At 37.2% G+C, this 18,964-nt stretch carries 21 protein-coding genes; 5 read left to right on the plus strand and 16 right to left on the minus strand.

Annotated features, from left to right (window positions below; genetic code table 11):
- Window positions 1-68: 68 nt before the first annotated feature.
- From MUW56_RS08705 to MUW56_RS08745, 9 genes are all read right to left on the minus strand, one after another.
- On the minus strand, window positions 69-1,352 hold the full coding sequence (locus tag MUW56_RS08705) for a HAMP domain-containing sensor histidine kinase (protein WP_292012814.1): 1,284 nt from the start codon (window positions 1,350-1,352) through the stop codon (window positions 69-71).
- Window positions 1,352-2,023 carry a response regulator transcription factor gene (locus tag MUW56_RS08710; RefSeq protein ID WP_292012815.1) on the minus strand — a complete coding sequence of 224 codons (672 nt, stop codon included), beginning with the start codon at window positions 2,021-2,023 and terminating at the stop codon, window positions 1,352-1,354. Before MUW56_RS08710 ends, MUW56_RS08705 begins: the two co-directional genes overlap by 1 nt.
- A gap of 207 nt (window positions 2,024-2,230) precedes the next feature.
- Complete coding sequence (locus MUW56_RS08715; protein WP_292015395.1) at window positions 2,231-2,473, minus strand: PepSY-like domain-containing protein; 243 nt, start codon at window positions 2,471-2,473, stop codon at window positions 2,231-2,233.
- Window positions 2,473-2,922, minus strand: coding sequence for a PepSY-like domain-containing protein (locus tag MUW56_RS08720; RefSeq protein ID WP_292012816.1), 450 nt, complete (start codon window positions 2,920-2,922; stop codon window positions 2,473-2,475). Before MUW56_RS08720 ends, MUW56_RS08715 begins: the two co-directional genes overlap by 1 nt.
- 281 nt (window positions 2,923-3,203) lie before the next feature.
- The gene (locus MUW56_RS08725) at window positions 3,204-3,899 is read right to left on the minus strand and encodes a YjjG family noncanonical pyrimidine nucleotidase (protein ID WP_292012817.1); all 696 of its coding nucleotides are present in this window, start codon (window positions 3,897-3,899) and stop codon (window positions 3,204-3,206) included.
- Between the two features lie 202 nt (window positions 3,900-4,101).
- Complete coding sequence (locus MUW56_RS08730; protein ID WP_292012818.1) at window positions 4,102-4,692, minus strand: sigma-70 family RNA polymerase sigma factor; 591 nt, start codon at window positions 4,690-4,692, stop codon at window positions 4,102-4,104.
- A gap of 196 nt (window positions 4,693-4,888) precedes the next feature.
- Window positions 4,889-5,380 carry a hypothetical protein gene (locus MUW56_RS08735; RefSeq protein ID WP_292012819.1) on the minus strand — a complete coding sequence of 164 codons (492 nt, stop codon included), beginning with the start codon at window positions 5,378-5,380 and terminating at the stop codon, window positions 4,889-4,891.
- Window positions 5,381-5,463: 83 nt separating this feature from the next.
- Window positions 5,464-6,744 carry a methionine adenosyltransferase gene (metK, locus tag MUW56_RS08740; protein WP_292012820.1) on the minus strand — a complete coding sequence of 427 codons (1,281 nt, stop codon included), beginning with the start codon at window positions 6,742-6,744 and terminating at the stop codon, window positions 5,464-5,466.
- 229 nt (window positions 6,745-6,973) lie between these two features.
- The gene (locus tag MUW56_RS08745; RefSeq protein ID WP_292012821.1) at window positions 6,974-7,924 is read right to left on the minus strand and encodes a LysR substrate-binding domain-containing protein; all 951 of its coding nucleotides are present in this window, start codon (window positions 7,922-7,924) and stop codon (window positions 6,974-6,976) included.
- Between the two features lie 131 nt (window positions 7,925-8,055).
- Here MUW56_RS08745 and MUW56_RS08750 point away from each other — a divergent pair, with 131 nt between their 5' ends.
- From MUW56_RS08750 to MUW56_RS08770, 5 genes are all read left to right on the plus strand, one after another.
- Window positions 8,056-9,543: a catalase gene (locus tag MUW56_RS08750; protein WP_292012822.1), complete on the plus strand. Its 1,488-nt coding sequence runs from the start codon at window positions 8,056-8,058 to the stop codon at window positions 9,541-9,543.
- A 105-nt stretch (window positions 9,544-9,648) separates the two neighbouring features.
- A complete protein-coding gene (locus MUW56_RS08755; RefSeq protein WP_292012823.1) occupies window positions 9,649-10,416 on the plus strand; it encodes an enoyl-CoA hydratase-related protein in 768 nt (255 codons plus the stop codon).
- A gap of 50 nt (window positions 10,417-10,466) precedes the next feature.
- Window positions 10,467-10,889 carry a dCMP deaminase family protein gene (locus MUW56_RS08760; protein WP_292012824.1) on the plus strand — a complete coding sequence of 141 codons (423 nt, stop codon included), beginning with the start codon at window positions 10,467-10,469 and terminating at the stop codon, window positions 10,887-10,889.
- Window positions 10,890-10,895: 6 nt separating this feature from the next.
- Window positions 10,896-11,810, plus strand: a complete 915-nt coding sequence (gene xerD / locus MUW56_RS08765; protein WP_292012825.1) for a site-specific tyrosine recombinase XerD — start codon at window positions 10,896-10,898, stop codon at window positions 11,808-11,810.
- A gap of 42 nt (window positions 11,811-11,852) precedes the next feature.
- Window positions 11,853-12,365 (plus strand): NUDIX domain-containing protein, encoded by a 513-nt coding sequence (locus MUW56_RS08770; RefSeq protein ID WP_292012826.1) that lies wholly within the window; start codon window positions 11,853-11,855, stop codon window positions 12,363-12,365.
- Window positions 12,366-12,464: 99 nt separating this feature from the next.
- Here the strand turns inward: MUW56_RS08770 and MUW56_RS08775 are convergent, their stop codons facing one another.
- From MUW56_RS08775 to MUW56_RS08805, 7 genes are all read right to left on the minus strand, one after another.
- Entirely contained in the window at window positions 12,465-12,923 is a 459-nt protein-coding gene (locus MUW56_RS08775) for a heme-binding domain-containing protein (protein ID WP_292012827.1), read from the minus strand.
- Between the two features lie 5 nt (window positions 12,924-12,928).
- Window positions 12,929-14,686, minus strand: a complete 1,758-nt coding sequence (locus MUW56_RS08780; protein ID WP_292012828.1) for an Ig-like domain-containing protein — start codon at window positions 14,684-14,686, stop codon at window positions 12,929-12,931.
- Window positions 14,687-14,711: 25 nt separating this feature from the next.
- On the minus strand, window positions 14,712-15,974 hold the full coding sequence (locus MUW56_RS08785) for a serine hydrolase (protein WP_292012829.1): 1,263 nt from the start codon (window positions 15,972-15,974) through the stop codon (window positions 14,712-14,714).
- Window positions 15,975-16,216: 242 nt separating this feature from the next.
- Complete coding sequence (locus MUW56_RS08790) at window positions 16,217-17,146, minus strand: 2-hydroxyacid dehydrogenase (protein WP_292012830.1); 930 nt, start codon at window positions 17,144-17,146, stop codon at window positions 16,217-16,219.
- A 45-nt stretch (window positions 17,147-17,191) separates the two neighbouring features.
- Entirely contained in the window at window positions 17,192-17,578 is a 387-nt protein-coding gene (locus MUW56_RS08795) for a GxxExxY protein (RefSeq protein WP_367118506.1), read from the minus strand.
- 86 nt (window positions 17,579-17,664) lie between these two features.
- Window positions 17,665-18,207 (minus strand): acyl-CoA thioesterase, encoded by a 543-nt coding sequence (locus MUW56_RS08800; RefSeq protein WP_034692538.1) that lies wholly within the window; start codon window positions 18,205-18,207, stop codon window positions 17,665-17,667.
- The gene (locus MUW56_RS08805) at window positions 18,195-18,947 is read right to left on the minus strand and encodes a hypothetical protein (protein ID WP_292012831.1); all 753 of its coding nucleotides are present in this window, start codon (window positions 18,945-18,947) and stop codon (window positions 18,195-18,197) included. The genes MUW56_RS08800 and MUW56_RS08805 overlap by 13 nt, the downstream gene beginning before the upstream one ends.
- Window positions 18,948-18,964 lie beyond the last annotated feature (17 nt).

Consider the following 18,964-nt stretch of genomic DNA (forward strand, 5'->3'; position numbering starts at 1 on the left):
AGACAGCCGATTATTTTTTCAGCCGCAAATGCGCTAATAAAAAGATCCGTGAATTTGTGGATTGGATATTACCTATTATTTTTTACAAGAATAAAATAATGCATCTGATCTTCAAACAGATAGGAGATGTCCCAGCCCGGATATTGTTTTATGATCGTCTTAATGATAGACAGTCCCAGACCGGTGGAAGTATGGTCAGATCCTTGCTTATAAAAACGGTTAAAGATCCTTGATTTGTCTAGCGGAACAGAGGATCCGCTGTTTTGGAAAGTGATTCTGTTATTTTCAATCATGATATGTAAAGTACCATCCTCATTATTATACTTAATTGCATTTTTAAGGAGGTTAGATAAAAGAATATCGGCAAGATCCTGATTGAAATCAGCCTCAAAAACTCCTTTTTCGATAATGTCAACCGTCACTTTTTTAAATTCAATGAAATCTTCATAGTTTTCTACCAATCGCCTAACCAACTTATTAAAATCAACCCCAGAAGTCTTATTGAACTGGCTGTTTTCTATTTTTGAAAGCATGAGGAGTGACTTATTCAATCCTACCATCCTTCTCAGATCGTTTTTAACCTCGGTAAGAAAATTCAGATTCTTTTCATCCAGATTCTCATTCTGAATAAGAAGATCTATTTTATTGATAACGATAGCAAGCGGCGTCTGAAGTTCATGAGATGCATTTTCGATAAACTGTTTCTGTTGGTAGAAAACAAGTTCGTTTCGCTCAATCATTTCATCAATTTCTCTATTCAGCTCTTCAAATTCCTTTATCGCATAATCCTGATGCTCCTGATCAGCGGGAATACCAAACTGATATCTTTTCAGTTTATCCAGAATCATGTAAAACGGGCGCATGGCTTTATTAAGCAGGTATCCGTTTACAGCGACAATACTGACCACTAAAAGAATATAAAGGACAATTAAGGCAGTGGTAAGGTCATAGATCAGCTCATCTTCTTCCACCGTAGAGGTTCTTATGACCAATCTCTGATGATTTTTGTACTGGTCTATAAAATCGGCTTCAAGAACCCGGTAAGGCTGGTCTTTGTCATCATACTCCATATAATACATCTTATTATAGAGCCGGCTCTTGTTCTTATATTCTCCTGCATTTATGGCATTGATTTTAAATTCATTAAAACCAAAATCATTGTTCTTGAGAAGATCGGGGTTCAGGTAGACCGCTTTAATGATCTGTATTTTCCGGTCTCTCAATCCATCATCCACATTATCATGCACTTCATCCAGAATATAGGCATAAAACAACCCGGCCCATACTGCGATAATCAGCAGAAGGATCATAATAAGGTATTGTATGGTGTAATATTTCAATGAAACTTTCATCAGATCAATTTATATCCTATCCCGTACACAGCCTGGAAATCAGCCTCTGCATTAAGTACTTTCAGTTTTTTACGAAGATTTTTAATTTGTGAGTAAATAAAATCCAGACTGTCTGCCTGGTCTATATAATCTCCCCAGATCGCCTCAGCCAAAGTAGTTTTTTGCAGCGTTTTCCCGGGATGAATAACAAAATAATACAGGAGATCGTATTCTTTACGATTGAGCAGGAGTTCTTTATTTCCTACCATCACTTTTCTGTTTTCCGGATCAATGCTTATGTTTTTGTACGTAAGGATATTTTCTCCATCCTGGTTATTTCTCCTGATCACAGATTTAATCCTTGCCATAAGCTCTGCAAGATGAAAAGGCTTGGCAAGATAATCATCTGCCCCAATTTCAAGACCTGTCACTTTATCATCCACCGAATCTTTGGCAGACAGAATGATCACAGGGTCCTTTTTGTGCATTTTTTTCAGCTCTCTCAACAGGTCTATGCCACTTCCATCAGGCAGCATAATATCAAGTAAAATACAGTCGTATTCATAGGAGATAATCTTTTCCAGCCCGGAGCTGTAATTATGGGCATGCTCTACAATAAAATGTTCTGCTTCCAGAAATTTCTGAACTGTGTCTTTCAGTTCCGGTTCATCTTCAACAATTAAAATCTTCATACCACTGGGTTTATATGCTCTCCTGCATGATTAAACTACATCAAATATATGAAATTATAAGGTGGAAAGCGGGAAGAGAGCAGCGGGAAGTTACTGCTCTGCACTGGGCAATTATTATCTTTCTATGAGAACTTATAGAATGTTAACAGCTTCCCTTCAGGTTTCCCCGGCTTCTTTCTTCCAGCCTCCAGACCTCTTCTTTAAAAATTAACTCGTTTTTACGAAACGGCCGTCTGCATCAAAAATAAGACAGAGACCATTCATCAGGTGAATTGTATAGGCATTATATTTTTTCTCAATCAAATTAACCACGCTGCACGGATGGTGCTTTGTCATAAAAGACACAATATTCTTTCTAATCTTATTGGAAGAAACTGATCTTCCGTTACTTCTTATTAAATTCCAGTTGACCATACTATTAAATTTTACTGTTAATCTGTAATGACGAATTAGTCATCAATTCTTTTAAAGTTTCCGTTTCTGTCAAATTCAAGCTCCAGTCCGTTGGAAAGCTCTGCTTTATAAGACCATCTCTTTTTTTCCATCTTCACGATATAAGTATTTGGAAAATTTCTGGCAGTGTAATTTCTAACCGGTGCAGGAATAAAACCATAGGGCAATTTCTGATGTTTACCGTCTACCTCTTTCCAGTTTCCATGACTATCAAATTCCATTTTCATTCCATTGTTCAGATATACCTTATACTCATCCACGCCATAGATTTCACGGTCTTCTATAGCTGAGCTTACAGGTATTCCTTTAAAATGGGCTGCAAGGAAGTTTTTAGCGGTCTTAGGCAATTGATTGGCATGGATCGCTCTATCCTGTGCCGAGATAAAACCTCCTACCAGGATGAAAATTAAAATAAATACTCGGGTGATTTTCTTTACATTTTCCATAATACTAAGTTTTTCTATCATTATTATGGTGCAAAGTTCCTAATCAATTTGGGAAAGAATTAGGAAAAACTTTAGCTGTAAAAAATAAAGCTGTAAAAATGGAAGAGCATGAGTGGCCCGCATGGAAAGAATCAATTGTACCGATCTCATCCTTGCCCACTTCCACTTAGAGAATACTTTTAATTCTTTGCGTTAAAAAAATAAACCATTAAGGTTTCATAGCCTTAATGGTTTAGGATCGTTATGGTATTAAATTTCTGTTAAGCCCTGAATCTCAGAACCTATAAATATTCTTTAATCTGCTGAAGATGGGTAATCGCCTTTAATCCGGCTACCTGCTTATCTTCTTTATATACATCAAAGAAAATAGCATCCATTCCGAAATCTATCGCTCCCATTGCATCCGCGATCCAGTCGTCACCGATCAGGATGCTTTCCTCTTTTAGGGCCTCAGAAAGTCCCAGAGAATATTCAAAAATCTTAGGATTGGGTTTTCTTACTCCCACTGCATCTGCGCTGGTAATGGTTTCAAAATAAGGAGCAATTCCGGATAAAGTACATTTTCTTTCCGTTACTTCCTGAAATCCGTTAGAAATAATATGCAGGGTATAATTCCTGGCTTTCAAATAATCAAGAATATCTTCTGCCCCTTCTACCAGTTCATTATAGGCGACAATATTATCCAGGAAATGTTCTTCAAAATAAAGGGAGAGTTCTTTATTGTCTACTCCAAAATGTTTGAAGGAATCATAGAACCGGTGTTCTCTCAGATACTCTTTGCCTATAATTCCATCTCTTATCTTCTCCCAGAGTTCTTCGTTGATATCATGATAAACGGCATGAAATTCTTCAAAGTCAATATGGTACTTTGAGGTAATCTCCTGTTTTTCGAAAAGATCTTTGATCGTCAGATAGGCATTTCTGCGGTGATCCCAGAGCGTATTGTCCAGGTCAAAAAAAACGTGCTGCATTTTCATACAGCACAAAGTTAATCATTTTAATTTTTTACAATAGGGTAATTTTTGCTCTTGCTTTTCACAATCTCAAGACTTTTAGAAAAATTGAGCAAAAAATCAATGGTTTGCTTCTTAGGTTTCAAAGTTTTCACTTTTAAGGAATCATTTTTTTTCATAGGCGAAGTATGTTTTCCTTATAACGTGAAATTTTCTAAAATATTATTTATCTGGTTAATATTATATTATTCTCATCCATGATTTTTCTCAGGTTTATCAGCGCATACCGCACCCTTCCTAACGTGGTATTGATACTCATATCCGTATGATCAGCAATTTCTTTAAAACTTAGCCCGTCAAAAAATCTCAGCTTGATCACCTCCTGTTGATTTTTGGGAAGAAACTGAAGCATTCGCAGAAGATCTTCCTGGATCTGATTCGTTACCAGCTGATCTTCAATGTTTTCCGAAGGCTCCCTGATTAAATCAAAAATAGAATAATCATCCGTCTTAAAGGTAGTTTCAGAAACTTTGATATTTTTGGCTCTTGATCTGAAATGGTCAATGATTAGATTATGAGAGATTCTTTTGGCCCAAAGAATGAATTTTCCTTCTTCGTTATAGCGTCCTTCTTTCAGCATCACAATGATCTTCATAAAGGTATCCTGAAAAATATCATTGGCTAAATCTTCATCATTAATTTTGTAAAAAATGAATGTAAACAGTTCTCTCTGATGGCGGTGAATAAGGGTTGATAACGCTTCTTCATCACCTTTCTGGTAAAGCGAAATTAGTAAACTATCCGATTTTGATTTCATAACTCTTCTCAATATAAATATTTGCAGACAGGCATTCTGCCAGATATTTCTTCTGGTCTTTGCCGTATATACAAAACAGTTTTCTAGAGTAGAGTCTCTTCAATAGGCGGTACACTTATATTATGATGTAAATATAATAATTTTTTAATAACTGTTAACCTATTATTAAATTTTCAAGAGAAAAATTTAAAAAAAATCATTTAAACATATCATGAATGAGTACTGTAGGGATATTTAATGTAAAATTAATATTTAGACCTTTCATTTCTTTTCCGTTTAAACGGGCATCTCCTACAGGAAAAGCATATCCTCCGGTAAGGTCTAACATTCCGAATAAGGTAACTCCTATTTTCGGAGCAATGTATTTATTGGTTCCTTCAGCTCCCACTAAAAAGTAATAAGAATGGTAGAAATCTACATTTTTCTCAAAATTAAGCAGTACATCAGCCTGAAGTTTTGGCATAATGGCAAACTTTGAGCCGGCAACTCCCATTACAGCAGAGCCCCCCAACCTGTAAATCACATCATCATTTTTAAGAAAAAGCAATTTACCTCCTACTTCCCCAAAACTTTGATTCTGATAGGTATATCCCACACTGATCATTTTATGCATCGTATATTGAGCTTTTACCCATGTACTTAGAAAAAACAGGGATAGAACGGCAACTACAGTTCGAAAATTCATCATCTTTCAATTAATTAAGGTGTAAAATTAAAAAAAACTGCCTTATCAAAAGATAAAGCAGCCCAGTTTATTGTATAAAGAAAAAATTAAACTCCAAAAGCGGCTTTAATTTCCTCAACTTTGTCTAATTTCTCCCAAGTGAAGAACTCAAGGCCTTCTAATGTAATTTCATTCTTATGCCCTTTATTGAATGTCTTATCAGCCACATAATGCTCTTTACCCATATGCCCGTAAGAAGCTGTTTCCTGATAAATTGGATTTCTTAACTTTAGATTCTGTTCGATAGCATAAGGTCTTAAGTCAAAAATAGCAGAAACCTTATTAGCGATTTCACCATCGTGAAGATCAACTTTTGCCGTTCCATATGTATTGATGTATAAACCACAAGGCTCAGCGACTCCAATAGCGTAGGAAACCTGTACCAATACTTCATCAGCTACTCCTGCAGCCACCAGGTTCTTAGCGATATGTCTTGTTGCATACGCCGCACTTCTGTCTACTTTTGAAGGATCTTTTCCTGAGAAAGCACCTCCTCCGTGAGCTCCTTTTCCTCCGTAGGTATCAACGATGATTTTTCTGCCGGTAAGACCTGTATCTCCGTGAGGACCTCCGATTACGAATTTACCGGTCGGGTTAATATGATATTTGATCTGATCATTGAATAACGCTTTAATTTCTTCAGACTGTTGTGCAACAACTCTAGGAACCAAAATGTTTTTGATATCCTCACGGATCTTGTTCAGCATTTCCTCCTCTGTTCCGAAGTCATCATGCTGCGTAGAAACTACGATAGAATCAATTCTGATCGGTTTATGATCATCAGAATACTCAATTGTTACCTGGCTTTTTGCATCCGGACGAAGATAAGCGATCTCCGTGTTTTCTCTTCTGATAGCAGAAAGTTCCTTTAGGATTGTATGGGCCAGATCTAAAGCAAGAGGCATATAGTTAGCCGTTTCATTGGTAGCATATCCAAACATCATTCCCTGGTCGCCAGCTCCCTGTGCATTTGCTTTTGCTTCGAAAGATTCATCCGTTACCGCTCTGTCTACCCCTTGGTTGATATCAGGCGACTGTTCATGGATGGCAGAAATAACTCCGCATGAATCACCATTGAACATATACTCTCCTTTTGTGTATCCAATTCCGTTGATCACTTCTCTGGCAATGGTTTGTACATCAAGATAAGCATCTGATTTTACTTCTCCTGCCAATACTACCTGTCCGGTCGTCACAAGAGTTTCACATGCTACTTTTGAACTTTTATCATATGCTAGAAAATGGTCGATTAATGCATCGGAGATCTGATCGGCAATTTTATCCGGATGTCCTTCTGAAACTGACTCAGACGTAAATAAATAAGACATATTATTCTTTGTTTTTTAGATTAAAAAAAATAGTGAAGAAAAATAAGAATAAATTGCCCAAAAAGAATACTGTTTTAGCATTTTTTTATAGAGGTTGCAATCAGGTCAAATTTTTCCTCGTTATAAACGTCAGCAAATTTAAGCACTATTTTCCTAATACTCAAAAATTTTGTTTATTAATTATAATTTTGTTTACATTAAAAACTTATCCTGCTTTCAGCTTCCCAAATTACTGAGGCTTAATGCTTACAAATTCTTTAGGGCTTTCATGATAATTCAATGTAAGCTCCAGGGAATTTTTAATAGAGTGCGATAATTCGTCAATAATTTTCTGCTTAAAGGTCGGTTTGTAGTAAATAATACTGATCTCTCTGTAAGGAAAAGGTTTCTTAAATCTGAAGACATTCTTTTTCTGTTCTTCTGAAAGCTGGCTTAACGCAAGTTCAGGAAGAATGCTGATTCCACCCACTTTATCTACCATATGTACAAGTGTCTGAATATTCGAAGCAAGGAAATCCAAATTCTTTGGTTTCAATGTATTCTCTTTCAGGTGGCAGATATTTTCAAACTGGTTTCTAAGGCAGTTTCCTTCTTCAAGCAACCATACCTTTTCTACATTCAGTTCTTCAGGGATAATGTAGGAATTCTTTTTATTGGCTTCAGTATTGGAACTGTAAATCATCAGTTCTTCATTGAATAAGAAATCCTGATAAAACTCGTCAGCCGTGTCATAAGGCGTTGAAATAATCCCCGCATCCAGTTCTCCGGCTTTTAAAGCTTTAATAATATTATCCGTTGTCATTTCTTTTACATTCATCTGGATCTTTGGATTCTCTTCAAGGAATTTAAAGATCTCTGTAGGCAGAATAAAAGAAGAAACGGTAGGAATGATTCCTAAATTGATGGTTCCTCCTAAAATATTATTCAAAAGATTGGCTTTATTTTTCAGCTCATTGACGGATTCTATAATCACCTTCGCCTGATCAATGATTTGAAGCCCTACATCGGTAGTACGGATCGGGTGTGTAGTTCTGTCAAAAACCTTCACATCCAGTTCATCCTCAAATTTCTGTATCATGGCACTTAAGGTAGGCTGGGTTATGAAGCATGCCTGGGCTGCTTTACCAAAATGTTTATACTTATCGACAGCGATAAGATACTCCAGTTGCTGAATGTTCATTTGATTAATATTATCTATTACAAAGATATAATGTTTTTGCTATTAGCAATTAAAAATTCAAGTAAATTTGATATTCACTACCTTTACACAGAGATTTAAAATAAGAAACAATTATTCAAATCATCAATATTATGGATTCTAAAAAATTAACCTTAAGTAACGGCGCACCTTATTATGAGCATCAGGATTCCCAAACGGTAGGACCAAGAGGCCCGGTATTGCTGCAGGATTTTATATTACAGGAAAATCTTGCACATTTCGTTAGGGAAAGAATTCCTGAAAGGATTGTACATGCCAAAGGAAGCGGTGCCTATGGAACCTTTACCGTAACTCATGACATCAGCCAGTATACCAAAGCAAAATTATTTTCAAAAGTAGGAAACTCCTGCAGAATGTTTGCCAGGTTTTCTACTGTAGGAGGAGAAAAAGGAAGTGCAGATACAGCAAGGGATCCCAGAGGCTTTGCTTTAAAGTTTTATACAGAGGACGGAAACTGGGATCTTGTAGGAAACAACACTCCGGTATTTTTTATTAAGGATGCCAAAAAATTCCCGGACTTTATCCATACCCAAAAAAGAGTTCCTAAAACCAACTTAAAAAGTGCTACCATGATGTGGGATTTCTGGAGTTTAAATCCGGAGTCTCTTCACCAAGTTCTTATTTTAATGTCAGACAGAGGAACACCTTACGGTTACAGACATATGCATGGCTTCGGATCTCATACGTTCTCTATGATCAATGATCACAATGAAAGAGTATGGGTAAAGTTCCATTTCAAAACAAAACAGGGCATAAAAAACTTCACCGATGAAGAAGCTGTAAAAATGGCTGGCGAAAATCCGGACTTTGCCCAGGAAGACCTTTGCAATGCTATCGAAAACGGAGATTTTCCAAAATGGACGCTGTACATTCAGGTGATGACAGAAGAACAGGCAAAAGATTTCAGATGGAATCCTTTTGATGTAACGAAAGTATGGTTCCATGATGATTTTCCTTTGATTGAAGTAGGAGAAATGGAGCTCAATGAAGTTCCTGTCAATTATTTTGCCCATGTGGAACAGTCCACCTTCTCTCCAAGCAGCCTGATCAACGGAATCAGCTTTTCACCGGATAAAATGCTTCAGGGAAGATTATTCTCTTACCCCGATGCCCACCGATACAGAGTGGGAGTAAACGCTCATCAGTTAGAGGTCAACCGATGCCCTTTTGCTGTTAATAACTATCAGAGAGACGGCTATATGGCAGATTCTAGCCAATATCAGGATAAACCTAATTATCATCCGAACAGTTTTGATGATCTCATGCCGGATCCATCTTATAAGAATTATGAGTATGAGCTGGACAGTGCCCATGTTGCCAACTACAACAGGAATGAAAACGACAGTGATCACTACACCCAGCCTGGACTGCTGTATTCAAAAGCCATGAATGCTGAACAAAGAAATCATCTGATTCAAAATATTGTGGGAAGTATGAAAGGGATAAACGGACCCAAAAAAGACGAGATTATCAACAGGCAATTATGCCATTTTTTCAGGGCTAACATTGAGCTTGGCATGAAAGTAGCTTCTCAATTAAACGTCAATATAGATGCAAATATGATGAATCATTCCAAATAACCATATTGAAAGAAAAACTAAAAAAAAGGAAAAAAAAATAATATTTTTTCCTTTTTTTTGCAAAAAATTCATAATTTGCGAAGGATGATATTTTAAAGTGGAAAAATGAGTTACGAAAATATATTATTAAAAAAAGAAGATAAATTATCTATCATTACAATAAACAGACCTGAGAGTTTAAATGCCTTAAATGCAAAAACGATTCAGGAAATCAGTACAGCGCTGGATGAACTTAATGAGGACACTTCCTGCAGAGTAATCATCCTTACGGGAAGTGGAGAAAAATCTTTTGTAGCTGGAGCTGACATCAAAGAATTTAGTGACTTTGGACAGGAAAAAGCTGAAGAGCTTGCCAGAAATGGACAAAACTCCCTGTTCAACAAGATTGAAAATATGTCTAAGCCTGTGATTGCAGCCGTAAATGGATTTGCACTCGGAGGAGGTTTAGAGCTTGCTATGGCATGCCATATCAGATATGCATCCGAGAATGCCAGACTGGGTCTTCCTGAAGTAACCCTGGGACTTATCCCCGGATACGGAGGAACCCAAAGGCTTCCAAAGCTTGTCGGAAAAGGTATTGCCAACGAAATGATCTTCTCGGCCAAAATGATTCCTGCTCAAAAAGCAAAGGAAATCGGACTGGTGAATGAAGTATACCCTATTAGCGAATTATTAACTAAAACGAAAGAATTAGCGACCACTATTGCCTACAATTCACCAATGGCAATATCGAAGGCTATCCACGCCGTGAATTTATCTGACTCTGAGAAAGGTTTTGACACTGAAATCCAGTATTTCGGAGAACTTTTTGAAATGGCAGATAAGAAAGAAGGAGTCACTGCTTTCCTTGAGAAAAGAAAGCCGAACTTCTAAACTTTCAAAAGCTTTTAATCCAATTATTTCGAAAAAACTAATGCTGCGGTATGAATAAGTTTGACAAGGCTTATCTAAAAATGGCCCAAGAATGGGCAAAACTCTCCTACTGTAAGAGAAAACAGGTAGGAGCTCTTATCGTAAAAGATAGGATGATTATTTCAGATGGTTACAACGGAACTCCTTCGGGGTTTGAAAACTGCTGTGAAGATGAAGAGGGCAAAACGCACTGGTATGTATTGCATGCGGAAGCCAATGCTATATTAAAGCTGGCTGCTTCCACTCAGTCTGCAAAAGGAGCAACGTTATATCTGACGCTGTCACCCTGTAAAGAATGCAGTAAACTGATTCTGCAGGCAGGAATTACAAGACTGGTGTATATTAATGAGTATTCAGATGACGACGGAATAGCGTTCCTGAGAAACCATAATATTGAAATAGAACAAATATCGGACTGTGAACTAAAAAAATAAGCACAAATGACTTGGGATGAAAAGATCAAAGATTTTGAAATATTTCTTCGTTTTGAAAGAAATTTTTCAGAAAACACTCTCGACGCTTATGTTCGGGACATTAAGAAATTAAAAGATTATGCAGAAGAAGATCTGGCAAACGTCGGCCCAGATTCTATCGGTTACGAAAACCTGCAGGAATACATTTTCAATCTTTCAAAACAGAAATTCAGCGAGAGATCGCAAGCAAGATGGATCTCTTCCATTAAGGCTTTCTTTAAATTTCTGCTTGAGGATGAATTTCGTGAAGACAACCCTGCAGCGTTACTTGAAGGCCCAAAATTGGGATTATACTTACCTGATACCTTAAGCCTGCCTGATATCAACAGAATTATTGCAGCTATTGAAGTCAATACAGACCTGGGAAAAAGAAACCACTGTATCATTGAGGTACTCTATGGTTGCGGACTCCGAGTTTCTGAGCTGATTGATCTGAAAATATCAAACATCAACTTCAAGGAGCAATATATTAAAGTCCATGGAAAGGGAAACAAAACCCGTTTTGTTCCTTTGGCTGATTACACGGCCGATCTGTTGGAAAATTATATCAAGGAGGTACGTTCCAAAGGAAAAGTCAATAAGAAATATGAAGATACTTTGTTTTTAAACAGCAGGGGCACCTCGATGTCCAGAGTGATCGTATTTCTTATCATTAAGGAACTTACAGACAAAGCAGGGGTTAACAAAAAGATATCTCCACACACATTCAGACATTCTTTTGCAACGCATTTGCTGCAGAATGGCGCTGATTTGCGTTATATTCAGGAAATGCTGGGCCATTCCAGTATTACGACAACTGAAATATATACCCACCTGAAAACGGAAGAACTAAGGGATGTTATCTTGAGTTACCACCCCAGAAATATTAATGTTACGCAATGAAGCGAAGTTCCATCTGACCTTTGAAAAAACATTTATAAACAGATGAAATTATTGAAATATTGTCCAAGCTGTGGCAAAGAATCTCTCCATTGGGACGGTGAAAAGAAATGGAGCTGTCCTGAATGTGGTTTTTCACTCTATAATAATGTGGCGGGGGCTGTGGCGGTTGTCATAAGATATGGTAACGAAATTTACCTTACCCGGAGAAACCGCGATCCTCAAAAGGGGAAACTCGATCTGGCAGGAGGCTTCGTTGATCCTAGAGAAAGCGCAGAGGAAACCTGTAAAAGAGAACTTTTTGAAGAGCTTCAGCTTAATATCGATATTTCAAACCTGAAATACCTTACAAGCCTTCCTAATATTTATCAATATAAAGAGATTGATTACCATACCATTGATCTTTTTTATGAGTACACTATTTCGGAGAAATTTGAGGCCAGCCTTGAGCGTTCAGAAATTTCAGAGGCGGTATGGATTCCTTTACAGGAAATCAACCTCGAGGATATCGCTTTTAATTCTCAGAAGAGATTTTTTGAAGATTACTTAAAGAAGTAATTCTATGATACCTCTCGCAGATTTTACAGATCTGGCAGATGATTATACTATAAATCTGCTTAATTTGTTAAATCTGCGAGATTTTTTTTATTGTAGAAATTAGTAGGTCTTTGAATTCAGCATTTCCTGAAAATACTGAACCAGCAACGATCTTTCTGCTTCCGAAAGGTTAGCTTCTTTATGATAGACGATATATCCCGGCAGAGGCATCGTCTTATTCTGTATCGTCTGAACAGATTTGGTAAGCATATTCGCTTTTAAATCCTTATTGTATGTTTCCCAAACAGAGAAGTTAAGGTGTTCCCGCCCTTCATTGATATGGCTCTTCACAGACCATGAAACAGGTGCTATAAAGGCATATTTCGGATAGAGGGTCTCATTGGAATGACAATCGTAACATGCTCCTCTAAGCAATGTTTTAATCTTTTCCGGAGCTTTTTTAGAATCCACAAAATTTATTGCAGTATCCAATGGTTTATTTACCCGGTCAACAGGAATAAACTGAATCAGAGCAAAAGCTACCAAACTCCAAAAAAATATTTTTTTCGCCGTCTTCATACCTCTTATTTTACCGGAGTTACCATTGCATTCTCAGACTTGATCTCTTTTTTAACATTCTGTTCAACGGTTTCTTTTTTATCCTCAGCCGGAGGCGCAGATACCGCTGCAGGAAGTGTCCCCTTAGGATTATCAAGCGTTCGGGTATCATTCAGATCCCATTCTTCATTCGTTTCCCACAATCCTCTTACAACAGCCTTTTTATAGAATACATAAGCATCTTCGGCAAAGGTTTCGGTAGCAAAATCCGCTTCATCCCAATATTGATTTTCATTATTATCCACCAGGATTCTAACAATATATTCCTCTGGCTTAAGAATGTTAAATTTCACTTTGTCTCCGCTTGTATATTTCTGATAAATCACTTTTTCCGAAGAATCAAGAAGCTGGATCCAATACTTTGTTTTTGGAGCATTCAGAAGGGTGAATGTAAGGCTTCCAAACTGATCTATCTTCGCCACATCAAAATCGAAACGTTTGGATTGTGTATTTTTAGCATAGAAAGAAGATATGGTTTCTTTAGGAATCGTGAGCTGGTATTTCTTTCCGGTAACAAAGTCTGACTGAACCAGTATCTGATATGGATTGGTTTCTGAGATTCTGGCAGTGAACTCATGCGTAGTTAAACTGTCGCTTTTCAATATCCATTTTGACGGATCAATTTTATCAATAATATAATTGGAAGAGATTCTAAAATCAGCCTTCGGATCTAATGATCCTCCTCCGTTATCACTATTGATATCCATTACATTCTTCTTATTGTATTTGTAAAATGTAGAAACAGTATCCTTCTTGCTCCCGATATCATAGCTGAACAATAATTTTTCTGTTGCCGCCTGCCCCAGATCATCTTTCACCGCATCAAACCAAATTCTTACCGAATCTGATTTTGGACGATGGGTCACTTTTATATCTTTAAGCTTATCATTTACCGACGCTACTTTTACCTCTTCAGGATGCCCTTCAAACATCATAATAATTCCGCCGGAGGTTTCTTTCATTTCAGAGTATTTCAACGGTTTTTTAGAAGGATACACTTTTATATCCAGCCCTGAAATAGACTTTTCAACATCTATAGCTTCTTTCTTAAATCCAATTTTTTCTTTTCCGGGATCATAAACAGAATTTCCATTCTCATCTTCAAACGCAATAACTTTATATTTTCCTGGAGAAAGATAATTCAGCTCATAATATCCGTCATCATCAACCTTTGTGATATAATATGGCTTTTGCTTATAATTCATGGTATCTTTGACCTGATACAGCCCTACAACCAATTTATTTTCCGTGCTCCCCGACTTTTTTTTGATCTGTAAAGCATCTTTCACTTCACCGCTGATATACAAATCATCCAATTTGTCTCCCGTAGAAAAAGCAAAATTGAAATAGCGCAGCGGATTGGATTCATTGTTATCCACAATTGAATTTCCAAAGTTGAAATTATAGGTAGTATTGGCCTGCAGTGTATCTGTCCATTGAATCAGCACAAATTTATTGGCAATATTAGAGGGCAGGATTCTTTTGATATTCTTGATCGGCGGTGATATGATCAGATTCTTATTGATGTCCTTCAATGTGACATATTCATCAAAATCCAGACGGAGTTCGTGAATATCCCTTTTTACATTAACCCGGGTTGTATCAATATTTGAACTTAAAAATTTAGGAGCCAAAGTATCTTTTGCTCCCCCTACAGGAGATCCCACTCTCGCACATGAATGTACAAGAAAACAGATAACGAATAATAAAAGAAACCTTTTCATGAAAATGTTTAAGCAAAAGTAAACATTATTCTCCAAAAACTTCCTGTCCGGAATTCAAAGTATCTTTATTGTCGTTCATAACCGTATGAAGCTTATCCTTCTGTAAAGGAAAATCCTCAAATAATCCGGACAATGCAAGGGCCGTGTATACTCTGTTTGAATATTTATTTCCGATGGCTACAATGGTAACTTTGGATTTCAGAAGATGGGCAAATACAGAATTCGTTCCGTGCCACCATCCATTATGGTAGGTCAGCTTTTCACCATTATCAAATATTTTCATCCTGAATCCCAATCCATAATTATTCATTCCCGCTTTTTCATTACTGTAAGGTGTGAACACCATCTGCATCAATTCAGGCTTTAAAAAATTCTTTGAAAACATTGCCTTTGAGAAATTGTATAAGTCTCTTGGTGTTGTATACACGTTTTTATCCCCGTAGATAAGGTCTAACCTGTCTAATGGATAGAGTTTGTTTCCGCCATAATAAAAAGACTGTGATGCGGTAGGGATATCTTTTTCCTGGAAGATGTAAGAGTGGTCCATTTTCAATGGAATGAACACCATTTCTTTCATAGCCTGCGGGAAAGGAGTCCGGGTTACTTTTTCAATCAACAGAGCCAATAAAGCAAAGTTCGTATTACAATACATAAAACCTGTATCGGTATCTCTTGCCAGATCAGGTTTATATCTGATGATCATATTCAATACATCCTGATTCGTAATAAACGGCTTTGAAAGTTCAGCAGGGGCAGGCTGTATTTTGGTAATAAAATATTCGTATTTAGGAAGTCCGCTTCTCTGATCCAGCAACGTCTGAACGGTAACATTAGGGTACGGAAATCCGGGAAAATATTGAGAAAGGCGATCCGAAAGTTTTATTTTTCCGGCTTCCACCAGTTTCATCATGGCCATAGCCGTTAATGTTTTTGATACCGAAGCTACATGCAGCGGGGTATCTTTATCAATCGGCATTTGGTTTCCTTCTCTTCCGAAGCCTCTGTAATTTTCATATAAAATCTCGTCACCTTTAGCAACAAGTATTCCTCCGCTCAGATTTCCACCATCCCATATTTTCTTGTAATACTGATCTATATAGCGCACTGTTGATTGTTTGTTCAAAAGCTGGCCATCTGCCTTGGTAAAAACCGTTCCAAGATCTACATTTCCATAATTGGGAAGGTTAGTCGTATTTTCCGCTGAAACCTCTTTGGCTTCAGAATTTTTTTTACAGGAAAAGGAGAATAAAAGGATACTTAAAAGGAGTACAAAATTACGCGTCTTCATGAGATTCAAAAATGAGCGGCAATTTAATAAAACTCAAAAAAAAATAGTGAATATGTGGGGATATTATGAATTATTTAACACAAACAGGCAAAAGGGCGAAGTTTTTCAGCGGACAGATAAGGCATTAGCTTAACACTTTCTTTCCAACAGCTCTGTAAAAGTGGAGAACTCAACAGCAAAATAAGCCAGTTTGCCCATCTGCCTTTTTCCACTTCGCTCTTTTACCTCATCAGATTATGTGCCTAACAATAAGAAGCTACAATCTTATCAACAATAAACTGCGCCAGCTTTTCTTTGCTCTGATGGGTCCAGCCGGCGATATGCGGAGTAACAATCGTTTTTTCAGAGGCTAACAGGTATTGTAAATCCTCATTTTCTATTTCCAGATTTTCAAAAGAAGATTTTTCATATTCCAGCACATCCAGACAGGCTCCTTTTATTTTCCCGGACTTCAAGGCATCGACTAAGCTTTTAGTTTTTACATTCTTTCCTCTTGCGGTATTGATAAAATAAAAGTCATTTTTCATCTCCGCAATGAACTTCTCATCAATTATATAATGGGTTTCCGGCGTCAGCGGTATATGAAGGCTTACAATATCTGAACACTGCTTTAATTCATCAATACTCACCTGTGTGGCAAATTCGTCAGCAAGGTCCGGAAGAATATCATGGAAAACGACCTTACAGCCAAAACCGGAAAGCCTTTGGGCCGTAGCTTTCCCCATATTTCCATAACCTATAAGCCCTACTGTTTTTCCCAGCAATTCGTCTCCCCTGTTCTCTTCACGCTTCCAGATCCCGTTTTTCACTTCCTGAGAGGCAATGAAGAGTCTGTTCATAATAAGCAACAGCATTCCTACAACATGTTCCGCCACAGAGTCCCGGTTTCCCTCCGGAGAATTAATCAGCCGGATACCCAGTTTTTCCGCCACGGGAATATCAATATTTTCCATTCCGGCTCCCACTCTCGCAATAAACTTCAGGTTTTTTGCCTTCTCAAGAAAGCTTTTGTCCAATGGAATACGGCTTCTGATGATAATTCCTTCATAGTTTTCAATTTTATCACTAACCTCATCGTATGAAGACGTAAAGTCTTCCTCCAGAATGAAGTTTTTGGCTAAAAGCTGTTCGGTGATAAGAGGATGGTTTTTATCTAAAAGAAGTATTTTCATAGCTTAAACACAAATGACACTAATTTATTTCACAAATAGCACAAATTATAATATCCCGTTAATCACTCTTTTAACTCCATTTTTAAATTGAAGTGTATTAAAGTTAATCAACATTCCAAGTTTACAATTACTTAAGCGTAGGTAGGTAAGTATTTGCGCTAAATGAATATCTTGTAATGATTCTATAGATTTTATTTCCAGCACAAATTTTTTCTCAATCAAAAAGTCAAGTCTATAGCCAACATCCATTTTAACCTCATCATAAATTAATGGCATCGGTTTTTGTCTTTCTACAAGAATATCATGTTTATTCAATTCATAAAACAGGCATTCTTCATAAGCACTTTCCAAAAGTCCCGGTCCCAATGCCTTATGAATTATATACCCCGCTTCGTAAACGATTTTTGATATATCATTTTCTGAAATATCCATTTTTATTTTTTTTCATTTGATCAGGCACAAATCATTTGTGAAAATTTGTGCCAGACATTTGTGTTTTTTTGTGTTTTTACAGGATATTATTTTTTATCTTTCTTGGACTCCTGAGGTTCCTGGAACAGTTTTTTCAGTTCTACAGATTCCAGAGGTTTCATTCTTCCGGAAAGAATCAGTGAAAGTTCTTTTCTACGGAATGCCGCTGCGAATCTTTCTTTTTCCTCTTCAGTTTCCGGAATCATCTCAGGAATAGGAATCGGGCGGTTAAATTCATCTACCGCAACGAAGGTATAAATACCGGCATTGGTATGAATCTTCTTCTGGTTGATGGGATCATCCAGCCACACATCTACATACACCTCCATTGAAGTGGAAAATGCCCTGGATACCTTAGATTCCAAAACCACCACTCCGCCTTCCGGAATTGGATGATTAAAAGAAACATGGTTTACGGAAGCTGTTACCACTCTTCTTTCGCAGTGTCTGGCAGCAGAAATAGACGCACATCGGTCCATTTTGGCTAAAAGCTCACCACCAAAAAGGTTTCTTAAAGAATTGGTTTCGTTCGGAAGAACAATATTAGTCATAATGGTCAGAGATTCTGACGCTTTTTTTATTTTTGCCATCTAGTCTTAGTGTTGTTTGGAACAGCCGGTGCAGGTTTTATCCCTTTTACGGCAGGTTTTACTAATGAATCTTTCTTTAAAGAGTCTGAAACAGGTGTTTCAGGAGTATGTGCTACCACTTTTACCGTATCTTTTACAATTCTGTGGGTAGAAGTCTGCACGGAAACATTATTAAAAGATTTCTTGCCAAAAAGAAGCTCCTGCTGGGTATAAGCGAAGTACAAAATACCTGAAACAGGAATGATCAGCAGGAAAACCCAAAGTATGGTTTTATTGAATTTATAATCCTTTTCACGGTTTTCTGAAACATTCACTTTTCCCCCGTTATTGATGTCCGAGAATCTGATCTCTTCCAAGCCATAGAAATCGGGGCGTCCTGATTCTATTCTTTTTCCTTTGAAATGGGTGTGTCCTTCCTCGATGAAAACAGTTCCAAGATTCTGAATTTCCAAAAGCTGTTCCGCCTGAAGTTTTTTCTTCCAAAAATCAGTCTGAATTTTGAGATCACTTCTGGAGGCCTCTAGTGACATCTGTTTTTGCTGTGCTATAAAAGCAGGCAGGTCATCAGATTTCACTTCATAATCAATGGTAAAATCGATCTGGCTTGCCGGAGGAAGAATACTTCCGTTTTCAGAATTAATAATTGCCTTAGAATTTTTCAGAGAAAACACGCCAAAGCCTGGAACTGTAGCAGTTCCAAATTGTTTTAAGTATTCTAAAATGTAAGCTGAAATATTCATTTGGCAGCAAATTTATG

This window comes from Chryseobacterium sp. (assembly GCF_022869225.1).
Taxonomy (GTDB): domain Bacteria; phylum Bacteroidota; class Bacteroidia; order Flavobacteriales; family Weeksellaceae; genus Chryseobacterium.